This window comes from Halobacillus yeomjeoni (assembly GCF_020171525.1).
GTDB classification, from domain to species: Bacteria; Bacillota; Bacilli; order Bacillales; family Halobacillaceae; genus Halobacillus; species Halobacillus yeomjeoni.
In genome coordinates this window covers 624,924-649,692 of sequence record NZ_JAIVAI010000001.1, presented here as the reverse complement: position 1 = coordinate 649,692, position 24,769 = coordinate 624,924, and the positions used below count along the sequence as shown (strand labels likewise).

The following is a 24,769-nucleotide window of genomic DNA, read 5'->3' as shown; positions in this document are numbered from 1 at the left end:
TTTCGCTACGTTCCTCTATCGGTAGCTCTAGAGCTCCATGAATAATAGAAAAAGCAACCAGGACTTCACTCCTGGTTGCTTTTCAAATTCGTTCTTCCAGCGCTTTCTCTTCTACAGGGATTCTTACCTTTAATACAAGCAGATGGAGAATCGGGAATATGAAAGCTGTCAAATAAGCCTGGAATAGGATTGGTATGATAAGCAATTCATAAAAAACAATCACATAATTCGGATGACGAATGTAACGATACAACCCTTTCTGAATCGGCTGCTCATCAGGTAAAATCAATACCCTCGTATTCCACCTTCTCCCTAAGGAAGTGATACACCAGATTCTTAATCCTTGAAGAATGAGGAACAACGGAAAAGCGATGTAAAAGATCCAATTTGCTTCATATGGACGTATAGAGGCTTCAATCAATATACTCACAAAAAACAAAGCATGCAGGACAATAAACAAAAAGTAATGGTCTTCTCCCTTTTCAATCGCTCCCCTCTCCAACATCCATTTTCGATTGGATTGAGCAATCACCAGTTCAGCGAGCCTTTGAACAATGAGAAACACGAATAAGCCAATTAGAAATGTTGTCATATCACACCCACTCCAATGTACAGATTTCTGAACTGAATCCTGGTCCCAAAGAAGTCATAAAAGATTTAGTACCTTTTTCTGGATGTCCTTTCATTGCTTGATTCAATACATAATGGACTGTCGGTGATGACATATTTCCATGTTTACGAAGAATATCTGTGGAGTATGCGAGTGTTTCTTCTCGTAAGTCAAAGATTTCCTGGTAGGTTTCTAAAACCTTACGCCCTCCCGGATGTGCGACGATGAATGGAATATCTTTGATTTCCAGAGAATTCTTTTCTAATACTTCCCTTACATGCTGACTCCAAAAATCCCTCACCAACCGTGGGATGCTTTTCTTGAAGATGACCTCAAATCCAGAATCCACCACCTGCCATCCCATAACATCTGTACTATCATATTTTGTTTTAGAACTCGCATGGGTGACTCTGGCCAGCGGCTTCTCACTTAAGGATTTAAGCTCAGATTCTTCCCCTGCCAGGAGGACAGCAGAAGCTCCGTCTGCGAAGAGGGCAGTTCCTACAAAATTACTGACCCTCGTGTCATTGTGCTGGAACGTAAGGCTGCACAATTCCACACATACCACTAGGACATTTTCTTTTGGGTGACCTTTTAAGTATTCATAACCTTTCGCTACACCACTCGTACCACCAGCACATCCCAATCCGAACAGCGGAGTCCGCTTCACCCCTTCTTCGAATTTCAATTCATTCAGGATATACGTATCAATGGTAGGTGTTGCAATGCCTGTAGAAGAAACAAAAATAATGTGATCGATTTGGTTGACACGAACCTCTTTTTTCAAAAAAACGGATTCCTCAAGACAGGATCTAACTGCTGCGATTGTATATTCGATGGCTTTTTTCTGATAGATATCATTTTTTACCTCTAACCCGTGCTCATGGGCAAACCATTCAAGAGGCATGGCAAGCTGTCTTCGTTCTATATTCGTATTTTCAAATATCGGAAGCAGCCTCTTTTTTTCATTGGCCTTTAAAGGAAAAACATCTTCGACAAATGTCTTGATTTGGCTCTGAGGATAATCATGCTCAGCCAGGTGGATGCCTGAGGATAAAATAAATGCCATAATCCCCCTCCTTTTTTGTTATTTTGTTCCAAAGAGAGGGATTTCATGTAGCATTCAACTTAAATTCAACATACAAACTTTATGTATTAAAAACCATAAATCGTCATCCCGCCATCTACAAACAAGGTTTGTCCTGTCATATAATTTCCGGCATCAGAGGCTAAAAATACTGCGGCTCCGGTGAGTTCCTCAAGCTTTCCGATCCTCTTCAAGGGTGTACGCTCTAATATCGCCTGTACATAGTCTTCATCCTGAAGGAGCTTTTCAGTCAGTGATGTCGGGAAATACCAGGGGCCGATTGCGTTGACATTAATTTGGTACTTCCCCCATTCCAAAGCCAAGTTCTTCGTCATTTGAATAAGTGCACTCTTCGTCATTGCGTAAACGACGCCGGTTCGAAGAGCGGTATGTCCTCCCACCGAAGAAATGTTGATGATTTTCCCCTGCTTTTTTTCTTTCATTGTCCTTCCTGCATACTGGGACAGGAAAAAAGCACTCTTCATATTGGTAGATACAATCCGGTCCCACTCTTCTTCCGTCACTTCTTCCGCTGAACTCCGAATGTTCATTCCGGCATTATTCACCCAGATATCTACCGCTTTCCCGTCTCGGATTTCTTCCACTTCTTCGATGATTTCATCATATTGATTGATGTCTTTACAGACGGTATAGGCATTCCGTCCCAACTCTCCTATTTGTTGCTTTGTCTCATTCAAGTCCTTTTCATTTCTTGCAATGATCACAACATCAGCTCCAGATTCTGCGAAGGCTAATGAAATGGCCTTGCCGATCCCTTTTGTCCCTCCTGTTACAACCGCAAGTTTATTTTCTAATGTAAATGAAGGTAAGTACACGTTGATTCCCCCTGTAAGATTTTAAATTTTCATTGTATTATAACATTTCTTCAAATTCTTTACATTTCAAATCTTTTCCATTACACTAGTACACGCGAGAAAACGGAAAGGGGTAATGGAGATGAAAAAATGGTTATTTGCGTTAGGATGTACGAGCGCACTTGTTTTAGCAGGATGTAATAGCGAAACAAATGAAGAAGCGGCTGACACGAACAACGAAAGCCAGACAGAAGAAACACAACAAAAAGAAGAAAACACTAATGACGAGCAGGCAATGAAAAAAGAATTGATGAACGCTCAAATGAACATGAAAGACACATTCAAGGAATACCAGGCGAAAATTGCTGCATTCCAAGCAGAAGTGGCAGCTGAAGAGCCGGATGAAGAAGCGATCCAATCCGCTCTTGAGGAAGCAAAAGCCGCGGCTGAAGAAGCAGCTGCTAAAGCTTCCAATTACAGTGTTGAAGCGGACTTGTCAGAAGAAATGAAAACGGAATACAATGAAGCTGTTTCAAGTCTGCAAGCTTATTATGAGCAGGTAGCGAGTGAGTTGGAAGAGAACGCTGAAGAAGCGGACTTGTCTAAAGCAGAAGAGAAATTCTCTGAATTCAGTGATCAGCTAAGTTCCTTGTATGAGGAAGTAGGACTGTTTGCTCCTGATATGATGAAAGAACTATCCTAATGAAAAAGCCAACCGCGAAGCTGCGGCTGGCTTTTTTTATTGAATTCGCTTTAGAAACTGCCTTGTACGTGATTCATCCGTTTGATTGAATATATAATCAGGTGACCCTTGGTTGACGATCTTACCTTCATCCATGAAAAGAACTTGATCTGCCACTTCTTGAGCAAATCCCATTTCGTGAGTGACGACAACCATCGTCATCCCTTCCTTGGCAAGTTCTTTCATGACATCCAACACATCAGCGACAAGTTCAGGGTCGAGTGCAGATGTCGGCTCATCGAATAGGATCACTTCTACTCCTGTGGCTAAAGCTCTTGCAATACCCACCCGCTGTTGTTGACCTCCGGAAAGCTGATGGGGATAAACATCCAATTTTTGACCAAGGCCGACTTTCGTTAATAAATCAGATGCTTTTTTCCTTGCTTCATCTTTAGACACCTTCTGGACAGTTACAGGCCCTTCCATCACATTTTCAATGGCAGTTAAATGAGGGAATAAGTTATGGTTTTGAAAAACCATCCCCGTTTGCTGCCTGAACTTCAGCTTTTCCTTTTTTGAAACAGGCTGGCTGAAATCAATGCTTTGCTCACCGATGTTGATGATACCTGAATCAGGCTGTTCCAAGATGTTCAGAGTACGGAGGAGTGTCGTTTTCCCTGAACCCGAAGGGCCTATGACGACAATCACTTCACCTTTTTTCACTTCCAAATCAATATCTTTCAACACATGCAGATCACCGAAATGCTTATTCATCCGACTGACTTTGATCATTATATCTCTCCTACTACGAAACATAGCGTTCTAATCGATTTTCCACCCTGTCTTGGACGAACGTCAATGCTACACAAATTATCCAGTAAATGAGGGCCGCCTCTGAATAGACAAGGAGGAACTCATAGTTTTGTGATGCAATCTCCTGCGCTTTCCTAAACATCTCTGAATAAGTAATGAGCGACGCTAGAGATGTGTCCTTGACCAACCCGATGAAAGAATTGGATAAAGGAGGAATAGAAACCCTCGTCGCTTGAGGAAAAATAATTCTCCTTAACATTTGGGTATGGGACATGCCGATAGACTCCGCAGCTTCCCACTGCCCCTTCGGAATAGAGAGGATGGCAGCTCTTATAACCTCCGAGTTATATGCCCCCATGTTTAAGGAAAACCCGATAACTGCTGATATTAATGGGTTAATCGTTACACCTACAGACGGCAGACCGAAGAAAATAATAAACAATTGCACAAGTAAAGGAGTTCCTCTTATCAAGGAAACGTAGACTCTCGCCATCCCACGGAGAATTTTTGACCCCGAAAGCCTCATCAATGCGGTAATGACAGCAAGAACGAGTCCAATTCCAAAAGCAATAAATGTTAAAGGAAGAGTATTATATAAAGCTCCTTTCACCAAAGGGAGAAAAGAGCTTGTAAAAATATCAATATATTTTTCCTGCATTTCACTGTTTGTGAAAATATTACTTAGATACATCTTCACCAAACCACTTCTCAGAAATCTCCAGGTATGTGCCGTCTTCTTTCATTTCTGCTAAGGCTTCATTCACTTTCTCTACTAATTCTTCATTGCCTTGTCTGAACAAAAGACCACTTTGAGAAGCTTCATCTTTGCGGACAGCGATTTTAACCGGGACATCCGGACGTTTTTGCTTGTAATCCAATACAGAAAGTCGATCATTCACCGTTGCATCCACACGCTTGGAAGCGAGCAGCTGCATCGATTCATTAAAACCTTCGACACTTGTGATCTCTGCACCATTGTCTCTCGCAATATCCGCATAGTTACTTGTCAAAGATTGAGCAGTTTTCTTTCCATCTAAGTCAGAAAAATCAGCAATCTCTGTGTTATCTTTGTGAGTCACGATAACTGCTGACGATTGAATGTAAGGATCGGAGAATGAATATTTTTCCTGACGATCAGGTCTAATTCCGACTTGGTTTGCGACCATATCGAATCGTTCAGCATTCAACCCTGCAAACATCGCATCCCATTTCGTTTCTTTGAATACAGGCTCTACACCTAGACGTTCAGTAACTTCTCGTGCAATTTCAACGTCAAAACCAGTCAGTTCCCCTTCTTCGTTGTGGAAGGTGTAGGGAGGATACGTGCCCTCAGTACCGATCAGCAATTCTCCGCTTTCTTGAATCTCAGCTAAAAGAGTCTGCTCTTTCGTTCCTTCAGCTGACTCGCCTTCAGAACCTGTTTGACCTTCCTCGGTGTTATTTGAACCGCATGCTGCTAACACCATAGTAATCAATAAAATGAATCCGAATAGTATTTTTTTCAATTCCTTTACCCCCTAAAACCAAGTAATTTTATATGTTTTATCGATTATGATGGTAATGCAAGATGGTCTATTTGTCAATTCTTAAGTTCTAATAAAAAACCGATGCCTCTTAGGCACCGGTTTTAATACTGTTAGTATTGATATATGTTCTTGTACTTATTCGTTAAATAATTGATGAGATAATCGGCATTCAACCCTTCACCAGTGACCTCATTCAATATCTCCAACGGCTTTTTCATCTTCCCATATTGATGGATATGATTGGTGAGCCACTTCTTGATTTGTTCAAAATCACCTTGGCGGATGATGGATTCGATATCAAGGTCCTCCCGCATCTTATTTTCAAACTGTGCAGCATACATATATCCAAGAGCATAAGATGGGAAATACCCGAAATCACCGCCGGACCAATGGATGTCCTGCAGCACACCTTCTGAGTCATTGGACGGTTTGACGCCTAAATAGTCTTCCATTTTACTATTCCAAAGTTCTGGCAGATCCTTCACTTCAATCTCTCCGCCAATTAATGCTTTTTCCAGCTCATAACGGACCATGATATGAAGACAATACGTCAATTCGTCCGCTTCAATTCTTATCAATGAAGGTTTTACTTCATTGATGGCACGGTAGAATTCATCTAAAGAAATGTCATTGAATTTGTCAGGAGCATAAGATTGGAACAACTGGTAATGGTTTTCCCAGAAAGCTTCACTACGGGATATGAAATTTTCCCAAAATAAAGATTGAGATTCATGGATGCCCATTGATGTACCAGTGGCAAGTGGTGTGAAAGACAATTTTGGATCGATGTTTTGTTCATAGAGCGCATGGCCACCTTCGTGAATCGTGCCAAAAACAGCGGTGCGGAAATCCCGTTCATCATACTTGGTCGTTACCCTCACGTCATTATGGTTCAAGCCGATAGCAAATGGATGGACGGTTTCATCCAATCGTCCCGCTTCGAAATCGTATCCCATTCTCTCAAGAATCTCATAGCTGAATTTTTCCTGCTGCTCTTTTGGGAAGTGACCTTCAAGAACGGACGGATCCGGCTGATTAGGAGCATTTTTGATCGCTTCCAATAAATTGGTCAATGCTTTTCGGACCTTAGGAAAAACCTGATCGAGAATTTCTACGGTCATTCCAGGTTCATAATTGTTCAGCAGTGCATCGTAACGGTGGTTCTCATAACCCCAGTAATCTGCGAACTTCCGGTTATATTCTACAAGCTTTTCTAAATAAGGACGAAAACTTTCAAAATCGTTATTTTCTTTCGCTTCTCCCCACATCGATTCAGCCTTGGATTGAAGGGTTACATAAGCCCGATACTCACTGGTCGGAATTTTAGCGGTTTTGTTATATGTCTCTTCCGCTTCCTGCAGTGATTTCTGGATGACTGGATCCTGCATATTTCCTTTCAATTCATCTATGTAAGACTTCATTTCATCTGACGTTTGAATTTCATGGACTTTCTGTGCAAGAACCCCCAGCACCTCCGAGCGATTATCCATTCCCTTTTTTGGCGCTTTCGTACGCATATCCCATGCCATCAAACCAATAGCCTCGCCATAAGAAGCTTCCTCTTTCAGCAATGCCATGAATTTTTCTTCTGTCGCTTTAGTCAATGGAACCTCTCCCTTTAATCAATCTCTTAATATAAAATTCTTCACCTGGGTTTCAAAACCTTCTGTATAAAGGTAAAAAAAAGCGCAAGGAAGTTCCTTACGCCCGTGGTTTTTTCGTCCGCTTACCGAAGTACTGGTAATAGTCTGTTTTTATGAAACCATTGAAAAGCTTCCTCTTCTTCGTTGCAGGTTTGCCGTAAAGTTTTTCGAAGCCTTCATGGGAAGTCAAAATATACACGCTCCAAGATGGATGGTCACGCATGATGGTGCCTAAATCACGGTACATTTCTTCGACGGATTCCCTTTCACCCATCCGTTCGCCGTAAGGAGGGTTTGAGATTAAATATCCGTTTTCCTGCCTTGGCATGAAGTCACTGACCTGCATCTGTTTCCACGTGATCAGTTCGCCGAGTCCAGCTTCCATAGCATTTTCTTTAGCTATTTTGATCATAGACGGATCAAGGTCTGAACCGGTGATGTTCAGTGGCTGATCGTAATTCGCGCTGTCTTCTGCCTCTTGAAAGGCATCATCCCACACTTTTTGAGGGATAAAGTCCCATTCTTCAGAAGCGAACTCACGGTTAAAACCTGGAGCGATGTTCTGTCCGATGAGGGCAGCTTCGATAGCGATAGTTCCTGAACCACAAAACGGGTCGACAAAGGGCTGGTCGGGATGCCAGTTGGTCACTTGGACCAATGCAGCGGCGAGTGTCTCTTTTAATGGTGCTTCACCTTGTCCGACGCGGTATCCCCGCTTGTGAAGACCACTGCCTGACGTATCAATGGTCAGTAAAGCTTCATCTTTGTGCAGAGCAATTTCCACTCTATAAAAGGCGCCGGTTTCCTTTAACCAGGAAGCGACCCCATACTTCTGCTTCAGGCGCTCCACGATTGCTTTTTTTACAATCGCCTGACAATCGGGCACACTGTATAATTTCGATTTGACTGACTTCCCTACAACAGGAAACTCACCATCTTCAGTGATAAACTTCTCCCATGGGAGTGCTTTTGTCTGCTCGAACAAGTCGTCAAACGTGGTAGCCTTGAATTTACCGACGAGAAGTTTGACCCGATCAGCGGTCCTGAGCCAAAGGTTTGCTCTTGGTATAGCTGAAACGTCTGCTGTGAAGACAACACGGCCGTTTTCGACTTGGATATCCTCATACCCTAAAGCTTTGACCTCTTTGCCGACGATTGCTTCCAGTCCCATTGCAGCTGTAGCAATCAGGGTTACTTTTTGAGACATTTCTTTTCCTCCAAATCTATAGTATGTACTCAATAAAAAAACCCTCCAAAAAGCAATCGACTTTTCAGGAGGGTGTTCTTTGAAGTAATCAATGACCTTTGAATACTCTGTAAGCCATGTTCTGTTCCTTCGTACTACGAACGGCGGTCAACCTCGTACTCCGGTGGTAATCATCTATCTGCCGTATCAACGACCTCTTTTCAGGTTGAGTTCCCTTCCAAGAGTGCCCCTACCTAAATTTGGGTTGCTCGCTCACGGGGTTTACCTCGTTCCACCCAAAATATTTTTATTTTGGCTCCGTCACTGTGGCACTTTCAAGGTATTCATTCCATATCCGAAGACGTAGGAATTTTCCCTGCCGTTAGTTAAAAACTACCCTGACTTATGATTTCGTCAGGCGTGAACACTACAAACATCTCAGTTTGTGCGAGCATGGACTTTCCTCTGCATAATCGAGTCATGCAGCGATTACCTGAGTATTCAAATGAGATTCATTACAATAATCATACGCACCAAATCAGGCGCACTTACCAATTATAGCAGAAGTCCGCCTGAATGTATATGGGATTTTCAGGAATTCAATCCGCATATTTCTTTCCAAACACCGCTTTTTCTAAATTGGACACTCGTTTTAATATATCGTAGTTGATTTGATGATTGCTTGTGTTGGACGTCTTGGATCTAACTGCTGTATCGCCACGTGAAGATTCACGTGAAGATTCACGTGAAGACATGCGTTTCAAGCGTTCATTTTCCTGTTGCAATCGTTCAATTTCCTGGTGGAATTTATCATAATCCTGGATGATCAAATCTAAGTATTCGTCGACTTCTTCCTGATTATAGCCTCGCATAGACGTTTTGAAATCTTTTTCAAGTATTTCTTTACTCGTTAAATGACTTTGCTGCAAGTTCATTTTTCATCACCTCTGTTCTCCACATTATAGTTATTTTTTCAAATAGAGGCTGAAATGTCAATTTAGTTATGAAAAAATTTCACTGAGACCAATAGTCAGGATCCTGCATTCTAAGTTCTTCCACAGTTTCTTCCAAATCCAATGGAGTGATGTATACAATGGAATAACCAGCTTTTTCAGCATGCTTTTTAGCCACTCTCAAGAAAAACTCAGGACTTCCTTTGGTGTCCTCATCGAATAAAACAAGACATCCGTCAGAATGCTCAACCAAAAATAAATCTTTTGCTTTAAACTGATAAGCTCCTTCATATCCTTTCTTGTATACAGGTTGAAAAAAGTCTGCCATCATTGTCATTTCTTCATATAGTAGCTGAAGGTCTTCAGGCCATCGTTCCTGCTGATTTTCAAAAGGTGGAAGGATTCCAAGATTTATGGAGTACTCTTCCTTTAAATCCATGACCACTTCAGCTGTCCATAGTTCAACACCCATCTGTCCAGAAACCAGCACCCATTCTAAACCTTCTTCAATGAATCCAAGAATTCTTCTTCTGATCGTTTCTTTAATAAACTGTATTTTGGGATCATCCTGCTTGAAAATTCCCATTTCTATCGGTTTATAGCCGGTCACGACGATTGTTTTCATTCTTATCACGCTCCACCTTCATTGTAAGATAACCAGCTCTTTCAATCCATACCTTGAAATAACCAGCTTCATCACACAAAAAAATAAGCCACATTGAAGTGGCTTATTCATATAATGTCTATAATCATTCTGGGCAAGGGCACATTTGTCCGCCATAATCGCCCATTTGACCTTTACCTTTCCCTTTTCCTGTCTGGCCGTAAGGTGCTGGACCTTTACCATAAGGCATCATCGGCATTTGACCGCCGCCCATCTGACCTTGGGGCATCATCGGCATTTGTCCGCCGCCCATCTGACCCTGTGGCATCATCGGCATTTGACCGCCGCCCATTTGACCTTGTGGCATCATAGGCATTTGCCCGCCGCCCATCTGACCCTGTGGCATCATAGGCATTTGCCCGCCGCCCATCTGACCCTGTGGCATCATAGGAGATTGGACACCTGCGACCTGTTCACCCGGTCCTGAAGGCTGACCGGCTCCAAACTGCCCCATTTCCTGTGGTGACATGAACTCCATCCAGTTATAATCAGGGGAAGACCCTTGTGGATAAGCATAATCTTGAGTTTGGAAATCATTCGCTTCAGAGGCCATATTAGGGAAATAGTGATAGTTGTTCATTATATGATGGTTACGAATAAGTGTATGTGTAGGATGAATATAATCTTGGTTTTCAACAAAATAATTATCTATGGCACAATTTTGAACAGGACAAACAATCGGTCTTCGGTTTTGTGCCGGACCGCATTGACCATGCATTGATTTGTGATGCATGAAACCTCACTCCTTTTGTTTACTTCCTTATCAGCGTATGTCGGAGGTGAGGTAACGTACTGGGCATATGTAGGATTTGTCTGATGTTTTTCTCCTTTTTATCAAAGAAAATCAGAAACTTAAAATTGAAAACTAAAGGATTTACAGTATTTTTATTCAGAATTATATGCAAGAATCGTTGAAAATAGGTTGCAATGATCCATTTCCAACAGCTTATTTCCCTTTTTCAAACCACAAGTACCCTGGAATAAAAGCCAAAAATAAAAAGAGGTGTCGGGCACCTCTTTTTTTCCTGATTCTTCATTCTTCAGGTAAATCTGATGCTGCAAATGAGAACGGAAGAAGTTCATCCATCGTCAATGTTTTCGTTTGACCCTGCAGATTTGTCGAATGAATCTTGACATCAGCACTGAAGAACTCACTCATAACCTGCCTGCATGATCCACATGGCGGCACAGGACGTTTTGTGTCTGCCACGACTGCAATTTGGTTGAATTGGGTATGCCCTTCTGAAATCGCTTTGAATATTGCCACTCGTTCTGCACAGCATGTGACAGGATAAGCAGCGTTTTCAATATTGCATCCAGTGTATACCGTACCGTCTTCTGTAAGGAGGGCAGCTCCTACAGGAAACTTAGAGTATGGGGTATAGGCACGTTCTCTTATTTCTTTCGCTTGTTGAATCAATTGTTCTTCTGTCATTCCTTAACCCTCCCTTTAGTTGGGAAATAAATTATAAATGAAAAAAAGGTTGGTGTAAAGCGATTTCATTTCTTCCCAAGCATATTGAAAAAGTGGTATTTCATGACAATATAGGTGCAAAAGGATTATACTGATGTCACACATTATTTATACATAACCATTTTTGAAGGAGGATTTTAGTTGAAGAAGATTTTGGAGTTCAAAAAAATCGTTTGGATTTTTATATTATTATTGATCTTCACTGGTATTTTTACTTATTTACAAATCCCAAAAAGGGATTTACCTGAAATCAATGTGAATGTAGCATCCATAACCACCGTATATCCTGGAGCCTCTCCTGGGGAGGTTGAACGGACCATTACTACACCGATGGAAAATCGTTTATTGGACGTAAAAGGCGTCGATGAAGTTACCTCTACGTCAACGAACGGCTTCGGATCTATCGCGGTGACGTTAAGTGGTGAAGCTGACACCAACACGGCTTACTCAAAAATTCGACAGGTCGTCTCAGACGTCTCCCGCGGCTTCCCTGATGAAGTCCAGGATCCGGATGTAAATACTGACATCACCACATCCCCGGTCGCAACTTATCATATAACCGGAGACGACTACGAAGCTTTATATACATTACGTGATGCAATGGAAAATTGGGAAGATGAGTTAACTTCTATTTCAGGTGTGGAATCCTTACTGATCAAAGGTTTGCCTGACCAAAAGTTGTCCCTGTCCTTGGATCAACAGGAGCTCCAAGATAATCAACTTTCTGCTTTTCAAATAGTCGATACAGTCAGGAAAGAAATGGCTCCTGCTGCGATAGGGACGAAAGTAGAAGGTGAGACAAGATACCCACTGATTTTGGAGAAAGCTTCACAATTAGATGAGTTAAAAAGTCTACCCTTGAAAGGTTCAAATGATGGAATTGTTACCCTGAGTGATGTCGCCACGCTTTCGATCGTTGATGAGAGGGTTGAAGATCTCGTCAGCTATCAAGGTGCTCCTGCCCTTTCTGTCACTGTTCTGGCAAAAGAGGGAGTCAATATCTCCGCCTTGCAGGATGAAATTACAACAACCGTTTCACAACTGAAAAATGAACTGCCTGAGTCTGTTACGGTGGACCGTTTTTATACGCAAAGTACGATTATTGAAGAAGTATTCGATAACCTGATCAGTTCATTTGCCATTTCTTTCTTTGCTGTCATTTTGATTATGGTACTGGGATTGCCGTTATCGTCTGCATTGCTTGTCGGTATCGCTATCCCTATTTCGATTTTAATTGGATTTATCCCACTGCCATACATCGGCGTAGACTTGAACCAGATTTCAGTCATAGGCATGATCATTGCAATCGGTATATTGGTCGATGACGCCATTGTTGTAAATGACAACATCCAAAGGAGATACCAGCTCGGAGACGGGCCTTTCGAAGGAGCGCTTACAGGCGTTAGAGAGGTTGGAAAATCAATTGTCACCTCTACGTTGATGATTGTATTCAGCTTTTTCCCTCTTACTTTCCTGTCTGGAAGTAACGGTGATTTCATTCTCGCCCTGCCGGCGGTTTTAATATTCACAGTACTCGCTTCTACAATCGTAGCTCTCACATTTATTCCGACCGTCCAATACGCAAGAAAGTTGAGGCAGAAGAGAAAAGTAAAATCAGGTGTTCTCGGAGGATTTTTCAACTGGCTGGAATCGTTCTATGCGGATACCGTTTTACCAAAAACGACCAAGAAGCCATGGTTGACCGCTGCATGCGGCTTACTCCTCTGCGTGGCGCTTTCTTTATTGGCCATGAAAATACCGTTTGAGTTTTTCCCTTCAGCGGACCGGCCTGAAGTGACCATCACCGTTGTATATCCTGAAGGGACATCTATTGAAGAATCTCTGGATCGAACCGAAAACATGAGAGAATTCCTTTTAGAAAAAGATCCTAATATAACTGATTCTTCTATATACACAGGCAGCGGGCTGCCTAATATCTTCAGCATGACGCAAATGTCACCCGGAGAAAACAAAGCCCAGCTGCTGGTACGGATCGACCGTGAAACGACAAGTGCCACTACGTTCATCAATGAGTGGGAAAGACCGCTTAGAGAACAATTCCCGGAAGCAAACGTGTTCATGGATACGATCGTCTCAGGTCCACCTCCTTCCCCTCCTGTTCAAGTAAAGGTTCAAGGGCCGGAGTTGGATCAGTTGTTAGAAGCTGCTGAAAAAGTGAAAAGCAATCTATTGGACATTGAAGGTGCAGAAATCGCTGTACTTGATGCCGGCAGCGAACAAACATACATTCAATATACCCCTGACCGCGAATTGCTGGCTGAAAACAATATTCCGATTTCACAAGTCACGGGTCAGCTGCAAATCGCAAATACCGGGGTTCCTCTTGGAACGTTCGATACAGGAACGAATATTCTTCCATTTGAAGTCATTTTGGATGATGGGAATCCTGAAGGTCCCAATTTGGACGCTTTGGAAGTAACGGCTTCCAATCCTTCAAGAACAGCAGCTCCACCTGAAGTCCTTACCTTAGAGGAAGTCGTGGAAAGTGAAAAGGTTACACAAACAGGAACCATTCCTCATTTGAATGGCGAACGAACGGTCACCATAGAGGCTTATCCCGAGGAGGGTTCGGAACAGTCCTTTAATAAAAAAGCCGATCAAGTGATTGCCGACTTTGAAGAAGAACTACCGGAAGGTTACACATTAGTGGAAAGCGGTCAGACCGATGCACAAACTGAATTCTTCATTGAAGTCTCTAAACTATTTGTCATCGTATTGTTCCTGATCTATTTAACCATAGCTATACAATTCAATTCCTTGTTGATGCCGCTGTTGATTACTGGAACAGTATTCTTGGCCGTTACAGGAGCCATTATTGGTTTGTTTGTATCCGGGGAGCCATTAAGCTTCTTAGCAACTCTCGGAATTGTTTCATTATCAGGGATCGTAGTCAGGAATTCGGTTATCTTAGTAGAGTTCATGGAACAGAACCGAAACAAGTATTCAACGATGCTTGAATCAGTCATCGAAGCGGGACGCGCGCGAGTTCGACCGATCATTCTCACATCAATGACGTCAATTGCTGCCCTCACGCCGATCATTTTCACAGGGGATGTTCTATTCAAACCACTTGCGATTTCCATCGTATCGGGGCTCCTGTTCTCGACGATACTAACTTTGCTGCTCGTACCTGCATTCTATCTCATCATTAAAAAAGTAAGTCGTGCTCAATAAAAGAAAGCTCCCGTAATGGGAGCTTTCTTTTATTCTGTAAGTATTTTAAACAATGTTATCTATAGACCCTGAATATTTAATGATAAACGAACTTAGGCAGATCTCTCTTTATAAATGGAAAAAGACATCATTCAGATAGGTCATTTAACATCATATCAAGAACATAATGGACAGATTGATACAGTTCCTTAAACCGTTTCCGGTCCACATCCAAGTAATAACTGTGCAAAATGATCATCTCTATATTTTCATGAGTGGATTTGACTTGATTCGGGTGGACAGACGCCTTCCTCTCTTTGACGAAAACCTCTGCCTCATCTCTCCAAGCTTCATTGATTTCAAACATCGGGCCAGTCTCTTGTTTCACTTTATTGAAAAAAGCGTGATCCTTTTTATCGACCGGACCTTCAGATTCAATAAATTGGAGATGAAGTCGATCGATGAGTTGTTTCAATTCTTTTGTATGTTGCTTCAATGACAAAATGATTCACACCTTTTTTATACAACCTTACCACGTATCAGCTTCCATCATCAATATTCAGACGACTGAACGTTTTTTAGCCTGATAAGCAATGCGCTCCAAATACTGATCCTGCTGTTCCTTCTTAACCGTCTTCAATTGTTCCCTTAGATGAAAAACCTCGTCTTTCAGCTCATCGATTTCTTTTCTATGGGCTACCGCCATCGTAAATACTATTTCGTCAGCTTTCAGGGAAAGGCGACGCTCCAATAAAGAAAACTTCTCTTTCAATTGAAAGATTTGTTCCTCAAACTCTAAAGGGGTGACCACACGAGTTTTAACCATCCGAATCTCCTCCTAGTCTTGATATATTAAAATTCCATGTTCGGAGAATAACTCCTTCCATCATGACAAGACTAGAACTAAAGCTACAAAACAAGTCAATATCGACAAATCCTTCGACAGAAAGGAGGTCACCTATATGGCAAAGAAAAAACAACCGAAGAAGAAACAGCAGCCTACACCAGCAAAAACGGATAACCCTAAATTAGAAGGTGAAAACCGTCCAGCCACATAAATAACGGATCAAACTGTTGCTCTTTATTCGGGCAGCAGTTTTTTTATATCCCCCCTAAAATTAGAAAAATTAAACGAAATCATTAAATGATGTTTATAATCTTGAAAGAGGGGTAAATTCAACTCGAAAAACTTGGATGAATGTCGAAAAAAGAAACCTGTTAATGAAACCTTTCGTTCATAAAAACGTCTAATATATTGGTGCTTCCATATATCCTTTGACATCGATTTTTGGTATGATACTCTCATGGAAATGAGGAGGGATGGAGTTTGAATTATCCCAATGGAAAGCGGAGTACGAAGCAGTCTCACGCTTTAAGAAGGAAATCTAAACCTGACTTCAGTAATCGCGGGATGTCATTGGAGGAAGACATATCAGTCACCAACGAATACTACTTGAGTGCAGGAAAAGCTGTCGTCCATAAAAAACCGACCCCTGTACAAATTGTCAACGTAGACTATCCGAAGCGAAGTGCTGCAGTCATAAAAGAAGCTTACTTCAAACAAGCTTCCACTACCGACTTTAATGGAGTTTACCGCAGCAGGTACATTGATTTTGAAGCCAAAGAAACTAAAAATAAAACATCTTTTCCTTTAAGCAATGTGCAACAGCACCAGATCGATCATATGAAGGCCGTTCATCAACATGGAGGTATCGCATTTATGATCATAAAATTCACACCTCTTGATGAAGTGTATCTACTGCCTTCCCCCCTCTTATTTGAGTATTGGGACGAACAATCGAATGGTGGCAGAAAATCGATTCCTTATTCTTTTATTCACGAACATGGAGAAAAAATCCCTTTTCATTATCAAGCACGAGTCGATTATGCCGCTGCATTGGATAAGCTCTATTTTTGAATTGGAGGAAAACTAAATGGCAAATGAAAGCCAGTCACGTACAGCAAGAAGAAAACAAATGAAGAATGACAAGAAAAGCAAATCAAAACCTAAGTTCAAAAAAATTTTTATGACCCTCATAACACTTGGACTTATTATGATGATCGGTGTCGGAGGGCTCTTCGCATATTATGTATCCGATGCACCTAGTTTGGATGAATCGAAATTATCTACTCCTTTTTCTTCAAAAGTTTACGATAAAAATGATGAGTTGATCACTGATCTCTCAGGTGAAGAGCGCCGGACTAAAGTGAGTTACAACGACCTTCCCCCTGTGTTGAAAGATGCGGTAATCGCTACAGAGGATGCAAGATTTTATGATCATTTCGGAATCGACTTTAAGCGAATTGTAGCGGCTGTCTGGGCGAACATCACAAGAGGGTTCGGTGCAGAAGGTGCCAGTACGATTACCCAGCAGGTAGTTAAACGGTCTTTCCTATCCAGTAATAAGACATTGGAGAGAAAAGTCCAGGAGCAGTACTTGGCCGTCAAACTCGATCAGGAGTATTCAAAAGATAAAATTTTAGAAATGTATTTGAATAAAATCTATTATGGATCAGGCGCATATGGAGTAGCTGAAGCTGCTAACACCTACTTCGGCAAGAAAGACCTGAGTGAGCTGACTTTACCTGAAGCAGCGTTGCTCGCCGGTCTCCCTCAACGTCCGACTGCTTACGCACCATTTGATAACCCGGATTTAGCAAAAGACCGAATGAACACGGTGCTGAGCCTGATGGTGCAGCACGGAAAAATCACAGAACAAGAAGCTAATGAAGCTAGAAAAGTCAATATCGAGGATCTCCTTGTCGATGAAAAACCAAAACGGGACACCCCTTATGATGCTTTCATTGACCAAGTTCGGAAAGAAGTTCAGGAAAAAATGGATGGTGCAGACATCTTCAAAGACGGTCTGAAAATTTATACGACATTGGACCCAAAAGCTCAAGACTCAGTGGAAAACATTTTGAGCAGTGATGGGCAGATCCCTTGGCCTGACGAAAAACTTCAGTCCGGTGTAGCAGTAACTGACACCCAGACCGGTGCCATACGTGCCATCGGCGGTGGCCGTAATTATCAACAAGGGAACTTCAACTTTGCAACAGACATCACTCGTCAGCCAGGTTCAACGTTCAAACCGATCACGGCATACGGACCGGCGATTCAAAACGAGAAAATATCGACGTATCATCAAATTAAAGACGAACCAACTGAATTCGGCGGCGGTTACAAACCGAACAACTTTGACAACCGTTTCAGAGGTTGGGTATCTGCAAGGTATGCACTCAGCCGGTCACTCAACATCCCTGCATTGAAAACACTTGAAGAAGTGGGGATTGATCGAGCTCAATCTTTTGCAGAAGGATTAGGAATTAATTTTGAAGGTGACCAGATGATGCTCAGTGATGGAATCGGCGGTTCCGGTACTGGCGTCAGCCCTGTGCAGATGGCTGGTGCTTATGCAGCTTTCGGTAATGAAGGTGTCTACAACGAACCTTATACGGTACGAAAAGTTGAACTCCCTGGTGAAGGTACAATCGACATGAAACCGGAACCGAAATCAGCGATGAACAGCTACACAGCCTACATGATTTCAGACATGTTACAAACAACGATGTCTGAAGGATCAGGCCGTGCAGCCAATGTTCCCGGCCTTCCTGAAGCAGGAAAAACGGGTACGACAAACCGTGAAGTTGGCGGCAAACAAATTGCTCCTGACTCATGGTTCAACGGCTATACGACGAACTACTCCGTATCCATCTGGACTGGATATGGGGATATCGACGAAGGTCTTTCACAGGCTGCAAAAGATATTCCGAAGCAGATGTTCAAACCTTTGATGACTCAATTATCTGAAGGTGAAGAAACGAAAGACTTCACAAAACCAGATTCTGTCGTCTGGGTAGATATCGAAGATGGATCCCGCCCAGCCAAGCTGCCGAGTAAATTCACACCGGAGAGTCAAATCGTCACAGAACTCTTCCACGTGGATAATCAGCCTTCTAAAGTATCCAATGTTTATAAGAAATTGGAGCCAGTCCAAGGTTTAACAGGCGCATTCAATAAAGAAACACAGTCCATAGACTTATCATGGTCTTATGGAGAGACTGAGGGTATATCCTTCCGGATCGCAGTTTCCATCAATGACGGCGAACCGAAAGTCCTGACAACGACGAAGGATACGAGCCTCAATGTTTCTAATATCGAAGCAGGTGCCACGTATCAATTCTCTGTTGTAGCTCAAAGTGATGAAGGAAAAGCAGCGGAGAGTGATTCAGCAAACGTTCAGGTACAAACCGAAGCATTAGAGGAAAATAAAGACGAAAAAGACGAAGATAAGGATAAAGAGAAAGATAAAGAAGACAAAGAAGAAGAAAATGAAGATAACGAAACTGGAAATGATGATGGAAGCCAAGGTGATGGTGAACAAGACAGCGGCCAAAATAATGATGGCAGCCCCGGAAATGATCAAGGTGGTGAAGGTGACGGAAGCGGATCCAATGACGGATCCGGGGATGGATCTGGATCCGGAGATGGATCAGGTGACGGTTCCGGTGAAGGGTCTGGTGATGGATCTGACTCTGACGACGGCTCTGCATTGAATGGTCTACTTGACTCTGCAGCATGAATAATGAAGGATTAAAGATAACCATACTTGTGAAAAACGCTCTGTATACATACAGAGCGTTTTTTTTTATCTTTTGCCTGTGTTCATCCCCCTTTCACCTATTCTCTGAAATTTACTACACCGTTTGCTCGTTTTTAGTTTGATGGGAGGATTTGAACTTTCTTTTCCCCAAGAGAAGTCAGGGCATCATGAGAATTAACATCTTCCTCCCTATTCTTGAATACCATAAGAACAACACCAAATGACTTCCTATATAAGGAGGAATCCTATGATTTACGTGGCCGGGAGTCCTTTTGAACCAGACAGCTCATGGAATTCTGATAAAGTTTTCAATGATATCATTGACTCTTTAGAGAAAGCCCCTTTCTTCTACTCTTTTCCTACAGAGAAAGAGCTCTTGTTTGAGATCAATATCAGAAAAAACACAATCGAAAGTTCTATAAAAATGGATGAAGGTGAATCAGTCTTTGCCACCTTTAAAAATGCAAGATGTAACCCTGAATATTGGAATTTAACCCAAGCGGGTGGATTTCTGCTGAAACCTGAAGTGAAACCATCAGATGCTGTTGACGACATTTTTGAAAACAGCGGTCTTTACAGCTTCGAATGTGCCACTTCCTGCGTCATTATTTTTTATCATGCCGTTTTGAAGACGATCGGCAGTGATTCCTTTGACTACATTTTCCAAAACCTATACTTGTACAGCTGGAATACTGATTATGACCTTGGACTGCATTCTATTTTTACGGATCATTATATCCCTGGAGACGTCGTCTATTTCAATAATCCGGACGTGGATCCTGAGACATCCTGGTTCAGAGGAGTCAATGCTGTAGCATTAAAGAATAACCTTTTTTTTGGACATGGGTTCAGTATAAGAACAGAGAAGAAAATGGTTGAGGGGCTTAATAAATACAGAACGTCTGACAGTAAACAGTCAGCTTATTTGACAAGCTTAATAACCAGGCCTTCATACAACCAGTTAGCCGGCTTCTTCAATCCACATCGCTGGAACTTCTACAAACCGTCCCCAATCATTGTCCATCATAATAAGGATTCTATATCATTCAGACAATATCTCTCTGAACTTGGGTATGAATAAAGTTATACAAGGTATTTTACAGTGCATACGAGACATCTACCCATCTTTGAGGTTGACGGGCTCATTTTCATGCAAGTGGAGTACTATATAGTGACAAACCCACTAAGTGAAAGGAAGTTTTCAAATGGAAAATGTAAACGCGCCGTACATGGGTGCTAATATAAATGCACCATACATGGGTGCGAATGTCCCTCACATGCCTACCGCTCCTATGTATCGATGCTATCCTTACAAAAACAATTTTGTATTGATTATTGTGCTGTTTATCTTATTGATCATTGTAGGCACCAGCATTTGTAAATGGTAAACAAGATCATAGTGTTTGATCTTGTTACAGCCCCGCCGGATTCAATGATTACAGCTATTTTTAGACTTTAAAACGATCAAGCTAAGGGTTAATAAAGATAAAAACCAGCACCCCTAAAATCCGGGTGCTGGTTTTTATTTGATGTGTGACCATTCGTTTACTTACATTTCTCATAATCCTGCTCTAAAAACCTTATTTACGAATGACTCTTTTTCTTCATTCGCTTCTGTCCTTCCCGGCACAAACTAAGCAGCTTGCATTCTTCACAATTCGGACGTTGAGCTTTGCAGTGGTAACGACCAAAGAAAATCATTCTATGATGGGTGACGCTCCACTCTTCCTCAGGTATTTTTTTCATCAATGTTTTTTCTACTTCAAGAACTGAGTCTTTCCAACGGCAGATGCCAAGTCTTTTGGAAACTCGTTCTACATGGGTGTCTACAGCGATTGCCGGTTCATCAAAAGCGACAGATGCCACCACATTCGCGGTCTTTCTCCCCACTCCAGCCAAGCTTTCCAATTCCTTCTTCGTTTTAGGGACTTCACCATTGAACTGATCGATCAACGTCCGGGATAACTTTTGAATATTCTTCGCTTTGTTCCGGTACAAACCGATACGTTTAATATCTTCCTGCAGCTCTTCCAGAGGTACAGCTGTATAATCCTCCGGCGTTTTGTACTTCTCAAAAAGGCCTGGAGTCACTTTATTCACCAGGGCATCAGTGGCTTGTGCAGATAAAACGACGGCGACCAACAGTTCAAACGGATTGGAGTGATTCAGCTCGCATTCAGCCTCTGGAAACATTTCTTCGAAAACGTCTAGACATTGGCGAATCTGTGAATTATTAAGCATGATAGATGTTATAAGTCCTCCTCTAACCAATTGTAATAGAGCGAGATATCACGTTTTTTACTTGATGAAGCTGGTTCTTTCCTTGTCGTCTGACCTTGGCGGAACTGCTTTCCTTGTTCCCTTGCCTGCTCTACGGTCTGTACGCCTTTCCTCTTCCATTCTCTCAAAATGCGGTCGATGTACTTGAAATTCAGTTTGCTCATTAACACAGCTTCTCTCAACGCAGCTTTGATCAAGGCAGGAGACTGTTGATCTTCATCCAACCAAATATTGATCGTCTCAATTTCAAATGGAGATAGCGGCCGGCCGAATTCTTGTTCGAACAATGGAAAAATGTTTTCATTGAACTCCTGTGTTTTCGGCTTTTGAACAGGCGTATAGGTGTATAGTTTTTCCCACAACGGTTCCAAGGAATAGCATTCATTCAGCACCTGATCTTCATTATGCTTCTGTTCAATTGTAAGCATCTGCTTTTGTATCAGACGCCTCAGAACTTGTGAGCATTCTTGTCCTGAAATGCTCAAATGATCGGCTAAATCATCCGGCGTCGGAAACAAGTTACCTTCTGTACGAAAACGGTGGATTTGAATCAACACCATCAATTCGGTTTCTTTCAATCCCAACTTGATGTAATCACATAAAAGTTTCTTCGGTATCATCACCTGATTATCCAAAATACTTTCAAAGCTTTGATACTTAGGCATGACACTTCACCTCATTTCTATATCTCTCAGGAAAAAACACCGATAACGCCCGTGGCGATTGATCGGTGTTTTCCTTTTCGGATGACTTATGGATACAAGCGGTTCAATAGACGAGGGAACGGAATCGTTTCACGGACGTGCTCGACTCCTGCAATCCAGGCAACTGTACGCTCAAGACCAAGACCGAAACCAGAGTGAGGGACACTGCCATATTCACGAAGCTGTAAATACCACTTATATGCTTCGCCAGTCAATCCATGTTCTTCATAACGTTGTTTCATAAGTTCCAAATCATCGATTCGTTGAGAACCTCCAATGATTTCTCCATATCCTTCTGGTGCTATCAAATCAGCACATAGGACAACTTCAGGACGCTCAGGATCAGGCTTCATATAGAAAGCTTTAATATCTGCAGGGTAATTGGTAATGAAAACCGGCTTATCATAGCTTTCAGCAATAGCTGTTTCATGTGGCGCACCGAAGTCTTCGCCCCATTCGATATCGTCGAAACCTTTTTCTTTCACTAACTTAATGGCATCATCATAACTGATGCGAGGGAATGGCGCCTGGATTTTTTCAAGTTTCTCTGTATCCCGGCCAAGAGCTTCCAACTCGATTTTACAATTTTTCAAAACAGATTGGACAACATGCGAAACGTATTGTTCCTGTACTTCCAGGCTGTCTTCGTGATCCATGAATGCCATTTCCGGTTCAATCATCCAGAATTCGATCAAGTGACGGCGTGTTTTGGATTTTTCTGCTCGGAAAGTCGGTCCGAAACTGAAAACCTTCCCGAAAGCCATCGCTGCTGCTTCCATATACAACTGACCACTTTGGGATAAGTAAGCATCTTCCTCAAAGTACTTGGTATGGAATAGTTCAGTTGTTCCTTCAGCAGAAGAACCTGTAAGAATTGGTGGATCAATTTTCACATAGCCGTTTTCATTGAAAAATTCGTATGTTGCACGGATGATTTCATTACGTACTTTCATCACGGCATGTTGACGTGTGGAACGCAGCCACAGGTGGCGGTGATCCATCAGAAACTCTGTACCATGTTCTTTTGGAGTGATCGGATAATCCACGGCTTCGTGAATCAATTCGAAACCACTCACCTGCATTTCATAGCCTAGTGGGGAGCGAGTATCTTCTACAATAGTTCCCGTGACATAAAGGGAAGACTCCTGAGTCAAAGACTTTGCTTCCTGGAATTTTTCTTCACCGATATCCGCTTTAACCACGATCCCCTGCATGAATCCTGTTCCGTCACGCAATTGAAGGAAAGCGATTTTTCCGCTTGAGCGTTTGTTTGCAAGCCACGCTCCAATGGTGACTTCTTGTCCTACATATTTTGATACTTGCGAGATTGTCGTTTTCACAATAATACCTCCAGCTTACATTAAGATTGATATTTACTTACAAATTTTTTAATTCGTTCTGCCGCTTCTTCCAGTTGGTCCATGGAAGTGGCGTAAGACAAACGTACGTTGTCAGGAGACCCGAATCCTGATCCAGGAACGAGCGCTACTTTCTCTTCATCCAGCAACGCTTTCACCCAGCCATCCACGTCATCAAAGCCACATTCATCCGCTGCTTTTTTGACATTCGGAAACAGGTAAAATGCTCCCGCAGGCTTGACACATTCGATTCCAGGGATGTCGATCAATAAATCATACAACGCATCCAATCGTCCCTTAAATGCATTCCTCATCTCGTCCACCTTTTCTTCTGAACCGGTGTAAGCAGCCAACGCTGCATATTGGGTTATGGAAGTGGGGTTGGATGTGGAATGTGATGCAAGATTCGACATCGCCTTGATGATTTCTTTGTTCCCTGCGGCAAAACCCATTCTCCATCCCGTCATTGAATGTGACTTGGATAAACCGTTAATGATGACGGTCTGATTGTACAATGCATCAGATATTTGAGCAATGGAAACATGTTGCTGTTCGGTATAAATCAGTTTCTCGTAGATTTCATCAGATACGATTAAAATATCTTCCTCGACACATACTTGACCTAGAGCTTCAAGCTCTTCTTTCGTATACATCATTCCTGTCGGGTTGCTTGGTGAATTAATAATGACGGCTTTGGTTTTAGAAGTTATCGTTTCTTTCAGCCGTTCTGGAGTCAGCTTGAAATCCGTTGATTCATCTGCAGATACGATTACAGGGTTCCCTTCTGCGAGTTTGATCTGCTCAGGGTAACTGACCCAATATGGAGCAGGAACAATCACTTCATCATCTTTATCCAATATGACTTGGAATAAAGAATAAAGCGCATGTTTCGCTCCAGTGGTGACGATGATTTGTTCATTGGTATAGGTCAATTGCTGGTCCCTGTGGAGTTTTGCAGTAATTGCATTCTTCAACTCAGGGATGCCTCCTGCAGGAGTATATTTCGTTTTACCCTCATCCATCGCACGTTTGGCAGCTTCCATGATATATGAAGGTGTATTAAAATCAGGTTCACCAGCTCCTAAGCCTATGACGTCATGCCCTTCAGCTTTCAGTGCTTTGGCTTTTGCCGTAATGGCTAAAGTGCTGGAAGGTGTCAAAGATTGAACGCGTTTTGCTAGTTCCATTTCATTCAC

General features: G+C 42.2%; 24 protein-coding genes and 1 other RNA gene. 6 read left to right on the top strand and 19 right to left on the bottom strand.

Features of this window, described 5'->3' with window-relative positions:
* Positions 1 to 82: 82 nt before the first annotated feature.
* From LCL89_RS03325 to LCL89_RS03315, 3 genes are all read right to left on the bottom strand, one after another.
* Positions 83 to 592, bottom strand: a complete 510-nt coding sequence (locus LCL89_RS03325) for an isoprenylcysteine carboxyl methyltransferase family protein (protein WP_224807691.1) — start codon at positions 590 to 592, stop codon at positions 83 to 85.
* A 1-nt stretch (position 593) separates the two neighbouring features.
* Positions 594 to 1,679 carry a type III polyketide synthase gene (locus tag LCL89_RS03320; RefSeq protein ID WP_197316128.1) on the bottom strand — a complete coding sequence of 362 codons (1,086 nt, stop codon included), beginning with the start codon at positions 1,677 to 1,679 and terminating at the stop codon, positions 594 to 596.
* Between the two features lie 86 nt (positions 1,680 to 1,765).
* A complete protein-coding gene (locus LCL89_RS03315) occupies positions 1,766 to 2,533 on the bottom strand; it encodes an SDR family NAD(P)-dependent oxidoreductase (RefSeq protein WP_224807690.1) in 768 nt (255 codons plus the stop codon).
* A gap of 121 nt (positions 2,534 to 2,654) precedes the next feature.
* On the opposite strand from LCL89_RS03315, the gene LCL89_RS03310 reads away from it, so the two are divergent.
* The gene (locus LCL89_RS03310; protein WP_224807689.1) at positions 2,655 to 3,215 is read left to right on the top strand and encodes a hypothetical protein; all 561 of its coding nucleotides are present in this window, start codon (positions 2,655 to 2,657) and stop codon (positions 3,213 to 3,215) included.
* A gap of 36 nt (positions 3,216 to 3,251) precedes the next feature.
* On the opposite strand, the gene LCL89_RS03305 is transcribed toward LCL89_RS03310, so the two are convergent.
* The 10 genes from LCL89_RS03305 to LCL89_RS03260 all read right to left on the bottom strand — a co-directional run bounded on the left by LCL89_RS03305 (position 3,252) and on the right by LCL89_RS03260 (position 11,414).
* Positions 3,252 to 3,986, bottom strand: a complete 735-nt coding sequence (locus LCL89_RS03305) for an amino acid ABC transporter ATP-binding protein (protein ID WP_197316131.1) — start codon at positions 3,984 to 3,986, stop codon at positions 3,252 to 3,254.
* Positions 3,987 to 3,999: 13 nt separating this feature from the next.
* Entirely contained in the window at positions 4,000 to 4,698 is a 699-nt protein-coding gene (locus tag LCL89_RS03300; RefSeq protein ID WP_197316132.1) for an amino acid ABC transporter permease, read from the bottom strand.
* Positions 4,685 to 5,512, bottom strand: coding sequence for an amino acid ABC transporter substrate-binding protein (locus LCL89_RS03295; RefSeq protein ID WP_318245598.1), 828 nt, complete (start codon positions 5,510 to 5,512; stop codon positions 4,685 to 4,687). The genes LCL89_RS03300 and LCL89_RS03295 overlap by 14 nt, the downstream gene beginning before the upstream one ends.
* Before the next feature lie 131 nt (positions 5,513 to 5,643).
* Positions 5,644 to 7,110 carry a carboxypeptidase M32 gene (locus tag LCL89_RS03290; RefSeq protein ID WP_318245607.1) on the bottom strand — a complete coding sequence of 489 codons (1,467 nt, stop codon included), beginning with the start codon at positions 7,108 to 7,110 and terminating at the stop codon, positions 5,644 to 5,646.
* Positions 7,111 to 7,234: 124 nt separating this feature from the next.
* Positions 7,235 to 8,383: a THUMP domain-containing class I SAM-dependent RNA methyltransferase gene (locus LCL89_RS03285; RefSeq protein ID WP_224807686.1), complete on the bottom strand. Its 1,149-nt coding sequence runs from the start codon at positions 8,381 to 8,383 to the stop codon at positions 7,235 to 7,237.
* Between the two features lie 105 nt (positions 8,384 to 8,488).
* An RNA gene (gene rnpB, locus LCL89_RS03280) (RNase P RNA component class B) lies at positions 8,489 to 8,863 on the bottom strand.
* A 98-nt stretch (positions 8,864 to 8,961) separates the two neighbouring features.
* Positions 8,962 to 9,297, bottom strand: coding sequence for a cell division regulator GpsB (gene gpsB, locus LCL89_RS03275; RefSeq protein WP_224807684.1), 336 nt, complete (start codon positions 9,295 to 9,297; stop codon positions 8,962 to 8,964).
* Positions 9,298 to 9,376: 79 nt separating this feature from the next.
* Positions 9,377 to 9,940: an SLOG family protein gene (locus tag LCL89_RS03270; RefSeq protein WP_224807683.1), complete on the bottom strand. Its 564-nt coding sequence runs from the start codon at positions 9,938 to 9,940 to the stop codon at positions 9,377 to 9,379.
* Between the two features lie 124 nt (positions 9,941 to 10,064).
* On the bottom strand, positions 10,065 to 10,712 hold the full coding sequence (locus LCL89_RS03265; RefSeq protein ID WP_224807682.1) for a CotD family spore coat protein: 648 nt from the start codon (positions 10,710 to 10,712) through the stop codon (positions 10,065 to 10,067).
* Positions 10,713 to 11,012: 300 nt separating this feature from the next.
* The gene (locus LCL89_RS03260; RefSeq protein ID WP_224807680.1) at positions 11,013 to 11,414 is read right to left on the bottom strand and encodes a cytidine deaminase; all 402 of its coding nucleotides are present in this window, start codon (positions 11,412 to 11,414) and stop codon (positions 11,013 to 11,015) included.
* 180 nt (positions 11,415 to 11,594) lie between these two features.
* On the opposite strand from LCL89_RS03260, the gene LCL89_RS03255 reads away from it, so the two are divergent.
* Complete coding sequence (locus LCL89_RS03255) at positions 11,595 to 14,648, top strand: efflux RND transporter permease subunit (protein WP_224807677.1); 3,054 nt, start codon at positions 11,595 to 11,597, stop codon at positions 14,646 to 14,648.
* Between the two features lie 127 nt (positions 14,649 to 14,775).
* Here the strand turns inward: LCL89_RS03255 and LCL89_RS03250 are convergent, their stop codons facing one another.
* Together LCL89_RS03250 and LCL89_RS03245 are read right to left on the bottom strand one after the other, a co-directional pair.
* Positions 14,776 to 15,123 carry a YppE family protein gene (locus tag LCL89_RS03250; RefSeq protein WP_224807675.1) on the bottom strand — a complete coding sequence of 116 codons (348 nt, stop codon included), beginning with the start codon at positions 15,121 to 15,123 and terminating at the stop codon, positions 14,776 to 14,778.
* 63 nt (positions 15,124 to 15,186) lie between these two features.
* Entirely contained in the window at positions 15,187 to 15,453 is a 267-nt protein-coding gene (locus LCL89_RS03245; protein WP_197316151.1) for a hypothetical protein, read from the bottom strand.
* A 501-nt stretch (positions 15,454 to 15,954) separates the two neighbouring features.
* On the opposite strand from LCL89_RS03245, the gene recU reads away from it, so the two are divergent.
* The 4 genes from recU to LCL89_RS03225 all read left to right on the top strand — a co-directional run bounded on the left by recU (position 15,955) and on the right by LCL89_RS03225 (position 20,619).
* Positions 15,955 to 16,545 (top strand): Holliday junction resolvase RecU, encoded by a 591-nt coding sequence (recU, locus tag LCL89_RS03240; protein WP_224807674.1) that lies wholly within the window; start codon positions 15,955 to 15,957, stop codon positions 16,543 to 16,545.
* A 16-nt stretch (positions 16,546 to 16,561) separates the two neighbouring features.
* On the top strand, positions 16,562 to 19,210 hold the full coding sequence (locus LCL89_RS03235; RefSeq protein ID WP_224807672.1) for a PBP1A family penicillin-binding protein: 2,649 nt from the start codon (positions 16,562 to 16,564) through the stop codon (positions 19,208 to 19,210).
* Between the two features lie 268 nt (positions 19,211 to 19,478).
* Positions 19,479 to 20,312 (top strand): protein-glutamine gamma-glutamyltransferase, encoded by an 834-nt coding sequence (locus LCL89_RS03230; protein ID WP_224807660.1) that lies wholly within the window; start codon positions 19,479 to 19,481, stop codon positions 20,310 to 20,312.
* 148 nt (positions 20,313 to 20,460) lie between these two features.
* Entirely contained in the window at positions 20,461 to 20,619 is a 159-nt protein-coding gene (locus tag LCL89_RS03225) for a YjcZ family sporulation protein (protein WP_404813391.1), read from the top strand.
* 196 nt (positions 20,620 to 20,815) lie between these two features.
* Here the strand turns inward: LCL89_RS03225 and nth are convergent, their stop codons facing one another.
* The 4 genes from nth to LCL89_RS03205 all read right to left on the bottom strand — a co-directional run bounded on the left by nth (position 20,816) and on the right by LCL89_RS03205 (position 24,760).
* A complete protein-coding gene (nth, locus tag LCL89_RS03220; protein ID WP_224807658.1) occupies positions 20,816 to 21,472 on the bottom strand; it encodes an endonuclease III in 657 nt (218 codons plus the stop codon).
* Positions 21,473 to 21,480: 8 nt separating this feature from the next.
* The gene (locus LCL89_RS03215) at positions 21,481 to 22,176 is read right to left on the bottom strand and encodes a DnaD domain-containing protein (RefSeq protein WP_197316156.1); all 696 of its coding nucleotides are present in this window, start codon (positions 22,174 to 22,176) and stop codon (positions 21,481 to 21,483) included.
* An 86-nt stretch (positions 22,177 to 22,262) separates the two neighbouring features.
* Complete coding sequence (gene asnS / locus LCL89_RS03210; protein WP_197316157.1) at positions 22,263 to 23,555, bottom strand: asparagine--tRNA ligase; 1,293 nt, start codon at positions 23,553 to 23,555, stop codon at positions 22,263 to 22,265.
* 20 nt (positions 23,556 to 23,575) lie between these two features.
* Positions 23,576 to 24,760 carry a pyridoxal phosphate-dependent aminotransferase gene (locus LCL89_RS03205; protein WP_224807657.1) on the bottom strand — a complete coding sequence of 395 codons (1,185 nt, stop codon included), beginning with the start codon at positions 24,758 to 24,760 and terminating at the stop codon, positions 23,576 to 23,578.
* Positions 24,761 to 24,769 lie beyond the last annotated feature (9 nt).